The sequence below is a fragment of the Bacillus sp. FSL P4-0290 genome (assembly GCF_037975435.1).
GTDB lineage: Bacteria > Bacillota > Bacilli > Bacillales > Bacillaceae > Bacillus > Bacillus subtilis.
In genome coordinates this window covers 685,596-703,979 of record NZ_CP150253.1, presented here as the reverse complement: position 1 = coordinate 703,979, position 18,384 = coordinate 685,596, and the positions used below count along the sequence as shown (strand labels likewise).

Sequence of the window (18,384 nt, the reverse complement as noted above, 5' to 3'; positions counted from 1 at the left end):
TTATTAGCGTTTTTTAATTTCTTCAAGCAGAATTTTGTTGACCATCGGCGGGTTGGCTTGTCCTTTGGACGCTTTCATAATCTGTCCGACTAGGAAGCCGATCGCGCGGTCTTTTCCGTTTTTAAAGTCTTCGATTGATTGAGGATTGTTGTCAAGCGCCTCAGTGACAAGCTTCAGAAGCACGCCTTCGTCAGAAATCTGAACAAGGCCTTTCTCTTTCACAATCTTCTCAGCGTCGCCGCCTTTTTCAATCAATTCTTTAAACACTTTCTTCGCGATCTTAGAAGAAATGGTTCCTTTTTCAATCAATTTGATCATGCCGGCAAGGCCTTCAGGTGTCAGGGCAACATCGGCAAGCTCTTTTTGCTCAGCGTTTAGGTAAGCTGACACTTCACCCATCAGCCAGTTAGACGCTTGTTTGGCTTCAGCGCCTTTTTGAACGGTTTCTTCGAAGAAATCAGCCATTTCTTTTGTCAGCGTCAGAACCATCGCGTCATATGCAGGCAAGCCAAGCTCTTCGATATAACGCTTGCGGCGCTCATCCGGAAGCTCAGGAATGCTTGCTTTTACGCGTTCCTTCCATTCATCATCAATGTAGAGCTCGACTAGATCCGGCTCTGGGAAGTAACGGTAGTCGTCAGATCCCTCTTTGACACGCATAAGAATGGTTTTCTTCGTTGCTTCATCATAACGGCGAGTTTCTTGCTGGATGACGCCGCCGGAAAGAAGAACCTGCTCCTGGCGTTTTTCTTCATGCTCAAGGCCTTTTTGAACAAACGCAAAGGAGTTCAAGTTTTTCAATTCTGTTTTTGTGCCGAATTCCTCTTGGCCGATCGGACGAAGAGAGATATTGGCGTCACAGCGAAGTGAGCCTTCTTCCATTTTACAGTCAGAAACGCCTGTATACTGGATGATGGATTTCAGCTTTTCAAGATACGCGTACGCTTCTTCCGGCGTGCGGATATCCGGCTCTGATACGATCTCAACAAGCGGCGTTCCTTGGCGGTTGAAGTCAACAAGAGAATAGCCGTCGCCCGTATGCGTCAGTTTTCCGGCATCTTCTTCAAGGTGAAGGCGCGTGATGCCGATGCGTTTTGTTTTTCCGCCGACTTCAATTTCGATCCAGCCGTTTTCGCCGATTGGCTTATCAAATTGAGAAATCTGATACGCTTTCGGGTTGTCAGGATAGAAATAGTTTTTGCGGTCAAACTTCGTATCCGTTGCGATCTCACAGTTGAGCGCCATAGCGGCTTTCATTGCGAATTCAACGGCTTCTTTGTTCAGAACAGGCAGGACGCCCGGATATCCGAGGTCAATAACGCTTGTCTGCGTATTCGCCTCCGCGCCGAATGGCGTTGGAGAGCTTGAGAAAATTTTTGATTTTGTTTTTAACTCAACGTGGACTTCAAGTCCGATTACCGTTTCAAAGTTCAATTCTTTTCACCCCTTACAGTTCAGGTTTTGCTTTATGATGGTCTGTCGCTTGTTCAAATGCATGAGCAACGCGGTATACAGTGCTTTCATCAAAGTGTTTTCCGATGATTTGCAGGCCGAGCGGAAGTCCGTCTGCTAATCCGCATGGCACGCTGATTCCCGGTACGCCGGCAAGGTTGACCGGAATCGTTAAGATATCGTTTGCGTACATTGTGAGCGGATCCTTCGTGTTTTCACCGATTTTAAACGCAGGTGTCGGTGTAGTCGGTCCAACAATAACATCATATTTTTCAAATACGTCCTCGAAATCCTTCTTAATCAACGTACGCACTTTTTGCGCTTTTTTGTAGTACGCATCGTAGTAGCCTGAGCTTAAAGCAAACGTTCCGAGCATGATGCGGCGTTTGACTTCATTTCCGAAACCTTCAGCACGCGTTTGCTTGTAAAGATCGATCAGGTTATCCGCATTGTCTGTGCGGTAGCCGTAGCGGATGCCGTCAAAGCGTGCAAGGTTCGCTGACGCTTCAGAAGATGACAGCAGGTAATATGTCGCAAGCGCGTATTTACTGTGCGGAAGAGACACTTCTTCCCATGTAGCGCCGAGGCCTTCAAGGACTTTTAGCGCTGCCAGGACAGATTCTCTCGCTTCTTTGCCGACACCTTCACCAAGGTATTCTTTCGGAACGGCGATTTTCAGCCCTTTGATGTCGCCAGTTAATGAAGAAAGAAAATCAGGCACGTCCACATTTGCACTCGTGGAGTCCATTTTGTCTACGCCGGAAATCGCTTGAAGTAAAAACGCGTTATCCTCAACCGTACGTGTAATCGGTCCGATTTGGTCTAATGAAGACGCAAATGCGACCAGGCCGTAACGAGATACACGTCCGTATGTAGGTTTTAATCCGACAACGCCGCAGAAAGATGCCGGCTGACGGATGGAGCCGCCTGTGTCAGATCCAAGAGAAAACGGAACTTCTCCCGCAGCAACCGCAGCCGCAGATCCGCCGCTTGAACCGCCGGGAACTGTTTCTAAGTTCCAAGGGTTTTTCGTCAGCTTGTAAGCTGAGTTTTCGGTAGATGATCCCATGGCGAATTCGTCCATGTTCAGTTTTCCGATTGTGACCGCTTCAGCGTCTTGAAGGCGCTGAACGACAGTAGCGTCATAGATCGGATCAAAGTTTTCGAGAATTTTGCTGGAGCATGTTGTGCGCAGCCCTTTTGTTACGATATTATCTTTTACGCCGATCGGCATACCGAAAAGAAGACCGTGCTCAGAACGCCCGTCAACCGCCTCATCAAGCTCCTTCGCGTATGCGCGCGCTCTTTCTTCATCTAATGCCAAAAAGGCTTGTACCTTATCATCAACCGCTTGGATGCGTTTATAAGATTCATCAACCAGATCAGAAATCTTAATTTCTTTTTTATGTATGAGCTGTTTTAATTCTGTGATTTTATGATCAAATAATGACATTCTTGTGTCCCTCCTTTAGTCCAGAATTGATGGCACACGAATATAGCCGTCTTTATGGTCAGGCGCATTTTTCATGACATCCTCAACCGGAAGACCTTTACCCGCTTCATCTTCTCTCATGACATTTTTCATTTTCAGCACGTGAGTTGTAGGCTCCACATTGTCTGTGTTAACCTCATTAAGCTCCTCGGCAAATGAAATGATACTGTCGAGCTGTTCAGTGAACATTTTTGCTTCTTCTTCAGTAATTGCAAGTCTTGCAAGGTGCGCAACGTGCTTTACTTCTTCTATTGAAATTCGTGACATATGATCCACCTCCACATATTTCTCCGTTAAGTCATATAATACTGATCATATCAAAAACAAGCCCTTTAAAGCAACAAAACGCCTTAAGACAGGCCTGTGTTTTCGAAACAATACCCTATATATTTTATACTAAAATGAGGCGAAGGAGAAACGAAATATTTTTCTGAATATTTTTACTTTAATTATTTTTTGAAAGCGTTTTATTCTTTATTCCCTTCTAGGTTTGCAACGGTATTTCTCGCTCATGATCAATGTTTCATCGCTTGAATGGCCGGGAATACTTTGTTAGGTTAAGTTACCAAGTGCACCCGCAAAAGAATTTCTTTTGTTTTGCACTTACGCCAGGCTGCTTAACTGGCACCATCAATTTGAGAGGTGATGCAACATTATTAGAAATGAAGAGAGGGTAAAACGTGAGTATTGAAATTATTATATCTTTAGGAATTTACTTTATTGCCATGCTGTTAATCGGCTGGTATGCATTCAAGAAAACCACTGACATCAATGATTACATGCTTGGAGGAAGAGGCCTCGGACCATTCGTTACTGCTTTGTCTGCCGGTGCGGCCGATATGAGCGGATGGATGCTGATGGGTGTTCCCGGCGCGATGTTTGCGACAGGGCTGTCCACCTTATGGCTTGCTTTAGGTCTTACAATCGGGGCGTACTCAAATTACTTGTTGCTGGCTCCAAGGCTGCGTGCTTATACAGAAGCGGCAGATGATGCGATTACAATTCCTGATTTCTTTGATAAACGATTCCAGCATTCTTCATCACTGCTGAAAATCGTATCTGCATTGATCATCATGATCTTTTTCACATTGTATACCTCTTCCGGTATGGTATCTGGCGGACGGCTGTTTGAATCTGCTTTTGGTGCGGATTACAAATTAGGCTTGTTTCTGACCACTGCAGTTGTCGTGTTATACACACTGTTTGGCGGTTTCCTTGCTGTCAGTCTGACTGACTTCGTGCAGGGTGCGATCATGTTTGCAGCACTAGTGCTTGTGCCGATCGTTGCTTTTACCCATGTGGGCGGCGTTGCTCCGACTTTCCATGAAATCGACGCTGTTAATCCACATTTATTGGATATTTTTAAAGGCGCGAGCGTCATTAGCATTATTTCCTATTTAGCCTGGGGGTTGGGCTACTACGGCCAGCCTCATATCATCGTCCGATTTATGGCCATTAAAGACATTAAAGATTTAAAACCTGCACGCCGAATCGGCATGAGCTGGATGATCATTACAGTTCTAGGTTCCGTGCTGACGGGTTTAATCGGTGTTGCATACGCCCATAAATTCGGAGTTGCTGTAAAAGATCCGGAGATGATTTTCATTATCTTCTCTAAAATCTTGTTCCACCCATTAATTACAGGGTTCTTATTGTCAGCTATTTTGGCTGCAATCATGAGTTCCATCTCCTCGCAGCTCTTGGTCACAGCAAGTGCTGTAACAGAGGATTTATACCGGTCATTTTTCAGACGAAAAGCTTCTGATAAAGAATTGGTCATGATCGGGCGATTGTCCGTCTTAGTCATTGCCGTTATCGCGGTACTCTTGTCATTGAACCCGAACAGCACCATTCTTGATTTGGTCGGATACGCTTGGGCCGGCTTCGGTTCAGCTTTCGGACCTGCGATTCTGCTCAGTCTATATTGGAAGCGAATGAACGAATGGGGCGCGCTTGCTGCCATGATTGTCGGGGCTGCGACCGTGTTGATCTGGATTACAACCGGCCTGGCAAAATCAACCGGTGTGTACGAAATCATCCCTGGGTTTATTCTCAGTATGATTGCCGGCATCATTGTCAGCATGATCACAAAACGTCCTGCAAAAGCCTCTTACCGATTATTCGGTGTCATGGAAAAGCTGTTAAAACGCAAAAAGTAAGCAATAAGCCATCAAGCGCAGCTTGGTGGCTTTTGTGCTCTTGTTTTGCTATAAATACTGTGAGAAAATCATATTTATTTAAAAACACCATAGAGAAGGGGGAAGTTGCTGTTGAGCTGGTATATTGATCCTGATATTTTATTGAAATTGGGCATTGCCACATTGATTGGCATGGTCATCGGGCTTGAACGCGAATTAAAAAATAAGCCGCTCGGATTAAAAACCTGTATTGTCATCGCAGTCAGCTCATGCATGCTGACGATCGTCAGTATTAATGCGGCATATCATTTCCCTAAATACTACCGCATCATGATGGATCCGCTTCGTCTGCCGGCACAAATCATCTCCGGCGTCGGGTTTATCGGAGCCGGTGTCATCCTGCGAAAAAGCAATGATGTCATTTCCGGCCTGACGACATCGGCCATGATCTGGGGGGCAGCGGGGCTCGGGCTTGCTACGGGAGCCGGTTTTTATAAAGAAGCGTTTGCCAGTCTTCTGTTCATCCTGATCAGCGTGGAATTTCTCCCATGGGTGGTCAGAAAAATAGGCCCCGACCGCCTGCAGGAAAAAGACATCCGCATCAGAATGTCGCTTTCTGATAAAGACAAAATGACAGAGATTTTAAAAGAAATGAAAAGAAGAGATATCAAAGCACACTCCGTTCGGATCGACGACCTGGGCGAAAAGGATTTTCCAATTATGGAAGTGAAGGTCCGCGTCCATAAAAACAGATACACGACCGATGTCTACTATGACATTAAAGCCATTGAAGGCGTAGTCGGCGTGAAGTGTGATACATTATAAAAGCCAATGGGACTGGAATCCCATTGGCTTTTTCTATCTACACCAGTGCTGAAAAATCAAATGCTGTAATCGGCGTGCCATTCTCTATATCTCTTCTGAAACCGGCCAGCATTTCTTTTTCTTCTTCTCCTATTGTGTTAAGGTCAAACATCTGATGCAGCAATCCGTAAATCAGCATATGGCGAAGGCGGAGGAAATCAGGTATTATCATCAGCCATGCAGGGTCAAGCTCATTTTCCTCCCAGTACCCTTTCATAAAATGCGTCATAAATTCTTCTGTAAACGCAGCTTTATCATCATATGGCACAACAGGATACCACAGGACATTGTAGAGAAGAATGCTAATATCGTTAACAAACCAGTTGTAGCCGATATCATCAAAATCAAATGCCGTGATTTTGCCATGATCCCAGTTAAAATTGCCATGGTGCAGATCCGCATGCACCAAGCCGTAGCTGTCCTGGCTTTTCGGGAGCCTCCGCAGTTCATTCATCAAAGAATCGGCTTGCTGAAACACCTTTATCTGATCTTCAGGCACATATTTTCTCAGCTTTAATTGCTCCTCTTCATCCCATTCCTGTCTTTTGAAAGCGGGATTGCTCAATTTGTAGCTTTTTGTCAGGCTGTGCATGCTGCCTGTGTATCTGCCAAGCTCATAAAATAGCGTTTCATTCCAGTCCGATTCATCCACTTTTTGCCCCGGAGCTTTCTCATACACTCTCAATAAAAATGACCCGCCGTTTCCGTCCGGCACTGCTTCTACGTCTTTTCCGTTCAGCGACGGGAGCGGTTTGGCTACTGAAATTCCCCCTATTGCAAGGTGACGGAGCCATTCCATCTCTCCCATTATATAATCAGAAGATCTCCGAATCGTATGGGTAATCTTTAAAATATAAGGTTGATTGTCTTTCATACATTCATATACATAGTTTTCCGCATCAGCCAGAAAACGCACCTGATCTTTTGAGAAACCGTATCTCGCTGCAGCTTCTGCCAAAACCTGCTCTTCATGAAATATTTTTTTGATATCTTTATGCACGTCTAACATCCTTTCATTGCTATAGATTTGATAATGATTGTTTTCACACGATTTCCAGCATCAACATACCTCCCCTTGATTTGTGTTTCGGCAGAAGCGGAAACAATTTCCCTTTTCCTGTTAATTGTAACATAAAAACCCTTGTGCCAATATGGCACAAGGGTTTTCTATCAGTCATAAATGTGAACAGTCGGCTCTTTATCTCCGGCATTGCGGATAATGACCGCTTCCTGTCCGTCTGAGGACGTGATATTGACTTCGACATCAACTGAGCTCTTAGAGTAGTAGTCCATCACTTCACCCGTTAAGAACTGGGTAAACGCGACAACTTCACTTTTTCCGTAGAATTGCATTGGTATGTCAATCTTCATTTTCTTCATTTCATCATTTTCATACAGCGCTGTACCGACAACGCCTGTATAGTTCGGGAAATATTCTTCAATTGAGTTTTTGAACCGCTTAAAGACCTCGGTGTCATCCGGGTACTTTTCTGCTGTGGTTGTATCCGCCGGATAGAATACATATTTTTCATTGATGTCATCCCAATTTGAGATATCAGTAGAGCCTGCTTTGACCTCTGTTTTGGCGATGAAGTTCCCCGGCACAATCGATGTTTTTGACGCCTGCTTGTAGAGCGCGACGGTAATCGGCACATTCTTCAAGTTATCTTTTTTGCGGAGGCGGTTAATAACCTCCTGTGCGATTTTTTCTCCCTGCTGGCGAAGCGTGCTGTCTTTAATCTCCACTTCTTTTTGCGGGTCGCCAGTTTTTTCACGATAGTAATACACGGAGTTTAACGCCAGTCCGATCATGACGCCGCCAAGCTGGATAGAATTCTTGTCTTTTCTGACTAAATAATCGTGCTCAAGCATGGATGCTAAATAAATCGGGCTGCTTTCGTTCTTTTCTTCTGTTGAACCAGAGCTCGGGAGCGCCGGGTTCAAGCCTTCATTTTTGAAGTTTTTATCTTCTTTTTCGGCTTTTTTCAAATCAGAGCCCGTTTTTTTCCGTGCCAGCCAGCTTAATACTGTATCCTCATCTAAATATTGTCCTTCTTGGAACAGATAATCGTCAGTCGAGAAAGAATCTTGGGCAAGACGCATCAGCCCTGTTTCAAACTCGTCAATGTCCAGCCTAGTATTCAGCTGTTCCGTTGTTAAGCCGCGCGCTTTGCCTGCCTTAAACGGCAGCACCATTTTGTAATAGGAGTCAGAGATATTATATTTCGGGACAATCGCTTTTTCTGACGATTTCGCCGTCTTTTGCGTAATCTCTTCCTCCTTCTCCCCCCCGAAACCTGACGAGCAGGCAGACAGCATTAATACTGCCGCCGTTGCCGCCAATGCCAACGTCTTTTTCAATAGAAAACACTCCTCTTATTTCTTTAGCTCTCCCATTAACTGTTCTTCATTCCACACTTCAATGTTCAGCTCTTGTGCTTTTGTCAGCTTGCTTCCCGCCGCTTCTCCGGCGATGACTAAGTCTGTGTTTTTGCTGACGCTTCCAGTCAGCTTTCCGCCCAGCGCTTCAATTTGCGCTTTGGCTTCGTTTCTTGACAGCTCTTCCAGCTTTCCTGTCAGAACAATTGTTTTACCGGCAAAGTAAGAATCGCTGTCCTCTGCTTTTACTTTTTTCGGGCCTTTGTAGAGCGTGTTTACGCCCAGCTCCTGAAGTTCATTCAAGAGTTCAAGCATTTCTTCTTTATGAAAATAGGTGATCACAGCATCAGCCATTTTTTCACCGATTTCATCTACCGCGAGAAGTTCCTCTTTAGAGGCTTTTTTCAGGTTCTCCAAGCTTTCAAAATGCATGGCAAGCGTCTTTGCAGCCTTTGATCCGATAAAGCGGATGCCAAGCCCAAACAACAAACGCTCTAACGAATTTTCTTTTGATTTTTGGATGGAGCTAATCAGGTTTTCAGTGGACTTTTCGCCCATGCGCTCGAGCTGGATGACTCGTTCCTTCGTCAGCTTATATAAATCTGCCACATTGCGGACAAGGTTTTCCTCAAACAGCTGTGTGATCACTCGTTCGCCGAGCCCGTCAATGTTCATGGCATTCCGGGAAACAAAATGGATCAGCCCTTCCCGGATTTGCGCCGGACATTCAGGGTTAATGCAGCGAAGCGCCACTTCTCCTTCGATCCGGACGAGCTCACTGCCGCATTCAGGACATTCCGTCGGCATGCTGAATTCCTTTTCTTCTCCTGTGCGCTGTTCAACGAGGACATTCACAACTTCCGGGATGATATCGCCCGCTTTTTTGACGACAACCTTATCCAAAATCCGAATGTCCTTCTCTTTAATTAAATCTTCGTTATGAAGGGATGCTCTTGAGACCGTTGTGCCGGCAACTTTTACCGGCTCAAGAATCGCGGTCGGCGTAATCACACCCGTTCTGCCGACATTTAATTCGATATCAAGAAGCTTCGTCACGACCTCTTCAGCAGGAAACTTATACGCGATGGCCCAGCGCGGGCTTTTCGCCGTAAAACCTAGCTCCTCCTGCTGATCGAGGGAATCGACTTTAATGACAATGCCGTCTATTTCGTACGGCAGGTCAGCGCGCTTCGCCTGAAACTCATCGATCAGTACTATGACTTCTTCTATGCTGCCGCATTTTTTTCGTTCCTGATTCGTTTTAAATCCGAGTTCGTCGAGAAAATCAAGCCCTTGGCTTTGCGTCTCCACACCCATCTCGTCAAGCTCCGCTATACTGTAGACGAAGATATCGAGGTTTCGTTTCGCTGCAATTTTCGGATCAAGCTGCCTGAGAGATCCCGCCGCGGCATTTCGCGGATTGGCGAACGGTTCTTCCTCATTTTTAATTCGTTCCTCATTGAGAGCTTCAAACGAACGCTTCGGCATATACGCCTCGCCGCGCACTTCGATTGACAGCTCACGGTTCATTTTGAGCGGGATATTGCGAATCGTCTTCAGATTCTCCGTAATATCCTCTCCCGTCGTTCCGTCACCTCTTGTGGCTCCTCTGACAAAATAGCCGTCTTCATAACGGAGAGAAACAGCAAGACCGTCTATTTTCAGCTCCACATTATACGCCACATCGTCGCCGACGGCTTGGCGCACACGGCGGTCGAAATCACGAAGATCATCAGCATTAAAGGCGTTGCCCAGACTGAGCATCGGTGTGCCGTGGGTGACTTTTTGAAACGCTTCAAGCACGGCTCCGCCGACGCGCTGCGTAGGAGAATCAGGCGTTCTGAGGTCTGGGTGCTCCTCCTCGATCGCAATCAGCTCCTGCATCAATCTGTCATATTCCGCATCAGGGACGCTCGGTTCATCTAGGGTGTAATATTCATAGCTATACTTGTTGATGGTGCGGCGCAGTTCTTCTGCCCGCTGCTTCGCTGTTTCTTTGTCCATCTGCTTCTTCCTTTCCTCTTCGATTACTGCTTTTCAATAGGAGCAAATGCTGCTAACAGGCGTTTCACGCCGACAGGGCTCGGGAAGGCAATATCGAGCTCCGTCCCTTCTCCTTCGCCTTTCACGCTGACGACAGTTCCTGTTCCCCATTTTTTATGGCCCGCCTTATCTCCGACTGCCCAGTTTAAGGTGTCGCCGCCTGTTTTGCTGGCGTAGGATACGGGGCGTGAAACAGGGCCGCGTCTCGGCTGCATTTTTCTCGCAGACGTCGCTCTCGTTTCTTTTTTCTCATTTAGGTTTTCCAATAAATCATCCGGTATTTCAGCAATGAAGCGAGATTCCGGGTTCATATTTGTCCGGCCAAACAAGGTGCGCATTTTAGCATTGGTCAGATAAAGCTCCTGTTCAGCCCTTGTAATCCCAACGTACGCAAGGCGGCGTTCTTCTTCCATTTCCGCTTCCTCCATGAGTGAACGGCTATGCGGGAAGACGCCTTCTTCAAGCCCCATCAAGAAAACAACCGGGAACTCCAGTCCTTTCGCGGCGTGCAGTGTCATCAGGGTGATCGCATCCTTGCCGCCTGACTCTTCCTCCTTCTGATCGAGCTGATCAATATCTGCGATTAACGCCAAGTCTGTCAGGAACGCAACGAGTGTCTTGTCTTCACTTTTCTGTTCAAAGTTTTTCGTTACAGACAGGAACTCGTCGATATTTTCTAAACGGCTTTGGGCTTCGATCGATTTCTCAGCCTTCAGCATTTCTCTGTATTCCGTCTTATCAAGAATTTCTTCTGTCAGCTCTGTAATGGATAAGTAATCCTGCATATTGGTCAGGTTTTCAATCATCTGTCTAAAGCTGTCAAGCGCGTTTGCCGCTTTGGCACTGACGCCGATAAAATCAACCTGCTGAATCGCTTGGAAAAAGGACAAGCCGTTTATTGCCGCATACGAAGCGATTTTTTCAAGTGATGTCGCGCCGACTCCGCGCTTCGGCACATTGACAATGCGCGTGAAACTGATATCGTCATCCGGATTGGATACGAGGCGCAGGTACGCAAGAATGTCTTTAATTTCTTTTCTGTCATAGAACTTTGTGCCGCCGACAATGTTATAGTTCAAACCCGCTTTGAGAAGCGTTTCCTCAATCACACGGGACTGCGCGTTTGTCCGGTATAAAATGGCGATATCCGACAGCTTCCGCTTGCCTGTGCTGTGAAGCTGATGAATTTTGCCGGCCACAAACTGTCCTTCACCGAACTCATTATCACCGCGATAATAGGAAATCTTGATGCCTTCATCGTTTTCCGTCCACAAATTTTTCGGTTTGCGTTTAGAGTTGTTTTTAATGACCTCGTTAGCCGCGCGCAAAATCCGTTTCGTTGAACGATAGTTTTGTTCTAGCAAAATCACGCTTGCATTCGGATAATCTTTTTCAAATGAAAGAATGTTGGTGATATCCGCGCCGCGCCATCTGTAGATTGACTGATCAGAATCCCCGACAACGCAAAGGTTCTGGAAACGCTCGGCAAGCTGCTTAACGAGCATGTATTGCGCCCTGTTCGTATCCTGATACTCATCAACGTGAATGTACTGGAATTTGCGCTGATAAAATTCAAGCACTTCCGGCACTCGGTCAAACAGTTTAATCGTCGTCATAATCAAATCGTCGAAATCGAGCGACTGGTTTTTCAATAGCTTCTTCTGATAATCAGCATATACATCGCTGACCACCTGATCGTAGTAGCCGCCAGCAACTTTAGAGAATTCCTCCGGTTCGGTCAATTCGTTTTTCGCACTGCTGATCGTACCGAGGATGCTTCTCGGGTCAAACTTCTTCGGATCAAGATTGCGCTCCTTCAAAATCCCCTTGATCACTGAAAGCTGGTCAGCCGTATCAAGGATGGAGAAATTTCGGTTGATCCCAATCCGGTCGATATCTCTGCGCAAGATCCGCACGCACATGCTGTGGAATGTGGAAATCCAGATATCGTCCGCGCCGGGTCCAAGGATGCTTTCCACACGTTCTTTCATTTCGCGTGCCGCTTTATTTGTAAATGTGATCGCCAGAATGTTCCACGGCGCCACATGCTTTTCTGCCATTAAATAAGCAATTCTATGGGTCAGGACACGCGTCTTTCCGCTTCCCGCTCCCGCCATCAGCAAAAGAGGCCCGTCCGTTGTTTTGACTGCTTCCTGCTGAACGGGGTTTAAACCGCTTAGTAATTGATTGCTAATATAATTCAAAATTTGTTCACCCGCCTATACAAAACATATGTTCTATCATAAACCAAATCCGTACAATTTACTACTCGCCTTTCACAGCCGCTACTGTTTTCAAAGCCCTGTCAAAATCTTCATACACCGCATTGCCTACAACGATCACGTCCGCATGCTCTGCATACTGTTTTGCCGTTTCCGCATCCTTGATGCCGCCGCCATAAAACAAGGTTGACGTTTCCAATACAGCCTTCGTTTTCTTGACAGCTTCTATGTCTCCAATCATGCCGCTGTATTCTAAATAAAAAATCGGCAGTTGCAGCAGCTCCGACACACGCGCATAGGCGACAATATCATCCATATTCAGATCGGCGTCCGCTTCAGTCAGTGCCGCGGCTTTGCAATCTGGATTTGCGATGCAGTAGCCCTCCGCCACGATTTCTTCCATAGACATCAGTTCTCCGTATTCCTTCATGGCTTTCTGGTGCATTCCGACAATCCAATCCGCGTTTTTGCTGTTTAATACACTCGGAATAAAATATAAGTCAAAGCCGGGAACGATCGCTTCAATCGCTGATACCTCAAGGACACACGGCACCAAAAACCGTCTTACCTTAGACATCATCCGCAGGACATTATCCTCTGTTACACCATCACTGCCTCCGATAATGACCGCATCCGTTCCTGATTCGCAAAGAATCTCCAGCTGTTCGTCAGGCAAATCTTTATTTGGATCGAGTTTAAAGACATGCTTCCACTCCGTTACATCGTACACGTCATACGTTCCTCCATTCGTTTGTTACCATTTAAACATTATAACAAATTCACATAGCGCGGAAAAACGGAAAAAGCCGTTAATCTCGTTATTCACTGAAAAAGGTGTTTTGATTCTATTTTCATAAAAAAAGAGCATATGGCAGTACCTGCTCTCTGAGTCCTGTATCGGCAGAAGCACACATTTTTCACCAGATTCCTTCTGCTATTGTTTGGAAAGTGTTCAACTGTGGAAATGGTTACATAAAAAGGGAGGCTGAGAGATGGAAACCATCATAATAGCACTCATCGCATTTATCATAGGGATCATCGCTATCCCGATCGTCTTGTTTGCCTGGATCTACATAAAGGATGAAAAACAGCAGGAGCACTCAATTCTTCGCAACTATCCCGTCATCGGAAGGTTTCGGTATATCCTTGAAAAAATCGGGCCGGAGCTCAGACAGTATTTATACAGCAATGACAATGAGGAGCAGCCTTTTTCACGAAAGGAATATGAGCAAACCGTCATCTCCGGCAAATACAAAAGCAGAATGATGGGCTTTGGATCTGTAAGAGATTTTGATAAACCTGGCTATTATATCCGTAACGCTATGTTTCCAAAACAAAGGGAAGAAATGCACGTAAATCAAACGCCAAAAATTGAAACCCAAATCTATAAAATGGATGCTGACAATCTGTTCAAACGCAAGGAGCATGCCGAACATATCAAGGCAGACCCGTATTTTCTCCATCCTGATGATGTACAGGTGATTGGCGAGCATACATGCGAGAAGCCATTTTATGTGAAGGGCTTAGTCGGTCAGTCTGCCATGAGCTACGGTTCTCTTGGAGAACGGGCTGTTACGGCGCTCTCAAAAGGGCTCCATCAGGCAGGCGGCACCTGGATGAATACAGGTGAAGGGGGATTGTCTGAATATCACTTAAAGGGCGGCGCCGATATCATTTGCCAAATCGGACCGGGCCTATTCGGCGTGCGCAAAAGAAACGGGGAATTTTCGTGGGAGGAATTTAAAAGAAAAAGCAGGATTGACCAGATTAAAGCGTTTGAGCTAAAGCTGGCACAAGGAGCGAAAACCCGGGGCGGCCATGTGGACGGCGCCAAAGTATCAGAGGAAGTGGCAGACATTCGGAATGTCGAACCTGGAAAGTCGATTGACAGCCCGAACCGCTTTTATGAATTCTCAAACCCTCCTGAAATGCTCGACTTTATTGAAAAACTTAGAGATGTCGGACAAAAGCCAGTCGGCATCAAACTGGTCGCAGGGCATCCTGAAGAATTGCATGAGCTTTTCTCTCATATGCAGAAAAGCGGAAAGCATCCGGATTTTATCACGATCGACGGAAGTGAAGGCGGTACCGGAGCTTCCTTTTACGAGCTCGCGGATACAGTCGGCCTTCCGATTATGACAGCGCTGCCTATTGTTGACACGCTTCTTAAACAATACGGCTTGCGCAGCCAGCTGAAAATCTTTGCTTCCGGAAAGCTCCTGACTCCTGATAAAATCGCGGTCGCCTTAGCCCTCGGCGCTGACTTTGTCAACATCGCACGCGGCATGATGTTTTCCGTTGGCTGCATCCGCGCTCTCGTCTGCCACACCAACACCTGTCCGGCAGGTGTGGCGACGACAGATCCGAAATTGCAAAAAGCATTGAGCGTTGAGGAAAAACAGCATCGTGTCTGCAACTACGTCATTTCCCTGCGCGAGGGGCTGTTTAACCTCGCAGCCGCAGCAGGGATTAATTCGCCGATTCACTTTTCCAAGGAGCATGTTGTCTATCGGAAAGAGGATGGCAGTATCATCGATATCGACAACCTGATCCATCAATTTGTTTCATAAAGAAACCGCCCTTGCCGAACGGCAGGGCGGTTCTATGTTATTTTGAAGAAGACTCAGTTTCCGTCTCCTTCACACGGTCAAGCGCCATTTCATAAGCGTCATTCCCGTAATTTAAGCAGCGTTTCACACGGGAAATCGTAGCCGTGGAAGCGCCTGTTTCTGTTTCAATCTTATGATACGTGTTTCCTTCGCGAAGCATGCGCGCCACTTCAAGGCGCTGAGCCAGCGATTGAATTTCGTTAATTGTGCATAGATCATCGAAGAATCGGTAACATTCCTCCAGGTCTTTCAGCGATAAGATCGAGTTAAATAACTGGTCCAGCTCTTTGCCGCGTAATTTATCGATTTGCATCGTTACACACCTTCTCCTTTACTAATGGAAGCCGCATCAAGATCAGGTACGATATTGATCCAAGTCTTTCCTGGCACAAACGGAAGCCACTTGCCGTCTTTTATCGGCACAATTCTGCCATTCACTTGTTTCCAGTCTGTTTCAATGACGTTTCCGTGCTGAAACAACAGACCTTTTCCTCCTGATTCCAAGTCGATGTCCCGCCTTCCATCTTGATCAATAATATGATGGCTGGCTTCAACAATGAAAATATTTTGCATTGCAACCGGCTTTCCGGTTTCCCGGTCTGTCGTTATGACACCATCAGAGCTTCTTGTATAAGATTCAGCTTTTTTATCATAGTTGTATTCGACAAGATTTGTAACGTTTTTTGTTCCATAATCTACCCGAACATTGTAAGATTCATTTGCAGGTTTTGCATCTGATGTTTGAAACAGCAGCGGATTTGTTTCCTGCTTCAGCTTATAACCCTTTTGTTCTGCCGCCTTTTTTATGTAATCATAAGACGTATAGGAATTGTGGGGCGGTTTGCTGAAATCAGCTCTCCAAAATAAGCTTCCGTCAAAATCCAATCCGTTCATATAATCGGCAGCTCCGGATTCCAGCTGCTCTTTGGCGCCGGGACTCCAGCCGTGATGGACAAATATGCTGTCAAAGCCATTGCTGAGAGTGACGAAATATTCCCGCGCGCTCCGCACAGGTCCGACAGTTTCAGGCATCTGGCTTTGGAAAATGGCCAGAAATCTTGTGATTTGCCCTTCGGCTAGCGCTTCTATGACAATGTCGGCTTTAGACAGACCCGACTGCGGCCTCGCCTTCGGGTGATTGTTCACCACAACAGCAACAGGGCGGCGTTCAGTCACTTTCTGTTCAGTCTTTAGCCCCGTTAAAGGAGCTTTCAGCTTCTTTGCAGTATCCGGGACAGCATCCTTCTGCTGGCAGGATACCAGCAGAAAAAACACGAAACACAGCGCGCAAACTGTCATCCATTTTTTCATATGTCGGCTCCCTGCTCTTTTATATTTTAACGCATTATCGATGGAAAGAGTACAGTTTTTTTCATGACGTCGAAGATTCCTCTTGGCGTAATGCGTATATACGGAAGGTGCGTACTTTGCAAAAAGAGCAGCGTATAGATAGGATCGCAAAACTCATAGCCTCTTTCAGTCAAAAGATCTCTCAGCTTTTGTTCCTTCTCAAGCACTTCTTCATACGCTTCCGAAGAGGCGCAGCCGCACAGCGCTAGCGGGATTTCATGCAGAATGTTTCCGTTCTCCGCTAAAACAATTCCTCCTCCGATTTCTTTCATGCAGGCAAAAGCGAGCAGCATATCCGCTTTATTTTTTCCAATCGCGACAATGTCGCCCGTCGTCGTAAAGGAGCTTACAAATCCCTGCACGCTTGAGGCAAACCCTTTTATCATCGTATTGACGCGCCATTTCCCGTGTCTGTCGAGCATCGTCAAATAACTTTCATCATGGTCAAACGAGAGCTGTTCCATCGAATTGTCGATCTCAATCATATATGGCTCCATAATAACCGCATTCCGCATTTTCACGCCCATCGGCATAGAAAACTGCAAGTCATCCATCGTCATATCATATGAAAGCTCAAGCGGGACAAGACCGCCTTTGTGCCAGTCCGTCTTTGTAAACGCCTTCAAATCACAGCCGTTTTCACGCAGAATGGTCCCTTTTGACAGAACAGTCACTGGATTCGGATTTAACGGATCTTCCAGTATGTTTAGCGATGCCAGTCTGCCCGGTCCGACAACTCCTAAATAATCATCCATTTGGTAATACTTTGCGATATTAAATGATGCCATATTGTAGGCGTCGATTGCAGGTACGCCTTCTTCTAACGCAATGCGAATCAGCTCGTTTGTCATGCCGCCTTTATAGAAATTCGGGGTTGCGCCATCTGTCGTGTAAAAGAAGTGGTCATAATAGCGGAAGCCCTTCTCATGCAGCTCTTGCAAGATTTTTCTTACATCGGGGCGAATGGAAGAGTTCCGAAGGGAAACATAATAGCCCAGTTCCAGCCTTCTCATCACTTCATCACCTGTCATCGCTTCATGATCACAATCCGCACCGAACAGCTTCATTTTTGTAAGCGTTTTATCAGAAGCGCCGGGAAAATGCCCTTCAATACGTTTTCTCTGTTTCTTTGTAGCTTGCATACAGTGGAGCATTAAATCATCACCATCTACCAGGCGAGGCCATCCGGTCATTTCTCCGCCTTGAATCACATCCGGATGTTCAATCCACTGTTTTCTGACGTCAAATGGAAGGACGTGGTCCTCGTTCAGAACCTCGGTCTGGAGGTCATAGCGTGACCACCAAAAATACTGGACAGGCTGCTTTTTGAGTTCATTCAAAATCGTAAGCGCTTTCTTTTTTCCGCTTTGCAAAAGCAAAAATAAGTTATCATTCACGAATGTCGTTGTTCCGTATTGAGACACATATTCCGCCAGTGTTTGGGGATTATATATTTGAAAAGGATGTGCGTGCGGTTCAATATAACCTGGCACAATGTATTTTCCTTCACAATCAATCGTATGAATTTCTTCGGCTCTATTCGGAAGTTCATGACCCACATAAACAATGCGGTCCTGATAAATCCAAATGTTTTTTTTCAGCCATTGTTTTACATATGGATTTAAGACGAGAGCATTCCGTAAAAGGAGCGTTGGAAGCAGCTTTGAGTCTACAACATCAACCTGTGCCCTGATGTCTTTGTTTTTCCAGTTAAAGGTGCGTTCGGACATTCACATACTCTCCTTTACATGTATTAGACTCATGGTATCACATCCTTCCTCATCACGCACGATAAAAACGTTACAAATTTTTGAAGGTTCGATTAAAAAACTTTT

The 18,384-nt window shown here is 45.9% G+C and carries 14 protein-coding genes; 3 read left to right on the top strand and 11 right to left on the bottom strand.

Annotation, left to right across the window (positions count from 1 at the left end; all coding sequences use genetic code 11):
* Nucleotides 1-3 precede the first annotated feature (3 nt).
* The 3 genes from gatB to gatC are packed head-to-tail and all read right to left on the bottom strand — an operon-like array spanning nucleotide 4 to nucleotide 3,211.
* A complete protein-coding gene (gene gatB, locus MKY10_RS03635; RefSeq protein ID WP_003219444.1) occupies nucleotides 4-1,434 on the bottom strand; it encodes an Asp-tRNA(Asn)/Glu-tRNA(Gln) amidotransferase subunit GatB in 1,431 nt (476 codons plus the stop codon).
* A gap of 13 nt (nucleotides 1,435-1,447) precedes the next feature.
* Nucleotides 1,448-2,905 carry an Asp-tRNA(Asn)/Glu-tRNA(Gln) amidotransferase subunit GatA gene (gene gatA / locus MKY10_RS03630; protein WP_003233901.1) on the bottom strand — a complete coding sequence of 486 codons (1,458 nt, stop codon included), beginning with the start codon at nucleotides 2,903-2,905 and terminating at the stop codon, nucleotides 1,448-1,450.
* A gap of 15 nt (nucleotides 2,906-2,920) precedes the next feature.
* Entirely contained in the window at nucleotides 2,921-3,211 is a 291-nt protein-coding gene (gene gatC, locus MKY10_RS03625; RefSeq protein ID WP_003219442.1) for an Asp-tRNA(Asn)/Glu-tRNA(Gln) amidotransferase subunit GatC, read from the bottom strand.
* Nucleotides 3,212-3,624: 413 nt separating this feature from the next.
* Here gatC and opuE point away from each other — a divergent pair, with 413 nt between their 5' ends.
* Together opuE and MKY10_RS03615 are read left to right on the top strand one after the other, a co-directional pair.
* Entirely contained in the window at nucleotides 3,625-5,103 is a 1,479-nt protein-coding gene (gene opuE / locus MKY10_RS03620) for a proline transporter OpuE (protein ID WP_003242814.1), read from the top strand.
* Between the two features lie 105 nt (nucleotides 5,104-5,208).
* Nucleotides 5,209-5,907 carry an MgtC/SapB family protein gene (locus tag MKY10_RS03615; protein ID WP_010886431.1) on the top strand — a complete coding sequence of 233 codons (699 nt, stop codon included), beginning with the start codon at nucleotides 5,209-5,211 and terminating at the stop codon, nucleotides 5,905-5,907.
* A gap of 37 nt (nucleotides 5,908-5,944) precedes the next feature.
* Here the strand turns inward: MKY10_RS03615 and MKY10_RS03610 are convergent, their stop codons facing one another.
* The 5 genes from MKY10_RS03610 to MKY10_RS03590 all read right to left on the bottom strand — a co-directional run bounded on the left by MKY10_RS03610 (nucleotide 5,945) and on the right by MKY10_RS03590 (nucleotide 13,320).
* Nucleotides 5,945-6,955: a phosphotransferase enzyme family protein gene (locus MKY10_RS03610; RefSeq protein ID WP_003233909.1), complete on the bottom strand. Its 1,011-nt coding sequence runs from the start codon at nucleotides 6,953-6,955 to the stop codon at nucleotides 5,945-5,947.
* Nucleotides 6,956-7,116: 161 nt separating this feature from the next.
* Entirely contained in the window at nucleotides 7,117-8,307 is a 1,191-nt protein-coding gene (locus MKY10_RS03605) for a CamS family sex pheromone protein (RefSeq protein WP_003242795.1), read from the bottom strand.
* A gap of 15 nt (nucleotides 8,308-8,322) precedes the next feature.
* The gene (ligA, locus tag MKY10_RS03600; protein WP_015252641.1) at nucleotides 8,323-10,329 is read right to left on the bottom strand and encodes an NAD-dependent DNA ligase LigA; all 2,007 of its coding nucleotides are present in this window, start codon (nucleotides 10,327-10,329) and stop codon (nucleotides 8,323-8,325) included.
* 23 nt (nucleotides 10,330-10,352) lie between these two features.
* On the bottom strand, nucleotides 10,353-12,572 hold the full coding sequence (gene pcrA, locus MKY10_RS03595) for a DNA helicase PcrA (RefSeq protein WP_015252642.1): 2,220 nt from the start codon (nucleotides 12,570-12,572) through the stop codon (nucleotides 10,353-10,355).
* A 61-nt stretch (nucleotides 12,573-12,633) separates the two neighbouring features.
* A complete protein-coding gene (locus MKY10_RS03590) occupies nucleotides 12,634-13,320 on the bottom strand; it encodes a heptaprenylglyceryl phosphate synthase (protein ID WP_015252643.1) in 687 nt (228 codons plus the stop codon).
* A 262-nt stretch (nucleotides 13,321-13,582) separates the two neighbouring features.
* Between MKY10_RS03590 and MKY10_RS03585 the strand changes: the two genes are divergently transcribed.
* On the top strand, nucleotides 13,583-15,160 hold the full coding sequence (locus tag MKY10_RS03585) for an FMN-binding glutamate synthase family protein (RefSeq protein WP_015252644.1): 1,578 nt from the start codon (nucleotides 13,583-13,585) through the stop codon (nucleotides 15,158-15,160).
* Nucleotides 15,161-15,197: 37 nt separating this feature from the next.
* Here MKY10_RS03585 and MKY10_RS03580 read toward each other — a convergent pair whose 3' ends face one another.
* Genes MKY10_RS03580 through MKY10_RS03570 form a run of 3 tightly spaced genes read right to left on the bottom strand, consistent with a single transcriptional unit; the run spans nucleotide 15,198 to nucleotide 18,279 of the window.
* Nucleotides 15,198-15,512 carry a YerC/YecD family TrpR-related protein gene (locus tag MKY10_RS03580; protein ID WP_003219429.1) on the bottom strand — a complete coding sequence of 105 codons (315 nt, stop codon included), beginning with the start codon at nucleotides 15,510-15,512 and terminating at the stop codon, nucleotides 15,198-15,200.
* 2 nt (nucleotides 15,513-15,514) lie between these two features.
* Nucleotides 15,515-16,510 (bottom strand): DUF3048 domain-containing protein, encoded by a 996-nt coding sequence (locus MKY10_RS03575; protein WP_033883873.1) that lies wholly within the window; start codon nucleotides 16,508-16,510, stop codon nucleotides 15,515-15,517.
* Nucleotides 16,511-16,536: 26 nt separating this feature from the next.
* Nucleotides 16,537-18,279, bottom strand: coding sequence for an adenine deaminase (locus tag MKY10_RS03570; RefSeq protein ID WP_339226178.1), 1,743 nt, complete (start codon nucleotides 18,277-18,279; stop codon nucleotides 16,537-16,539).
* Nucleotides 18,280-18,384 lie beyond the last annotated feature (105 nt).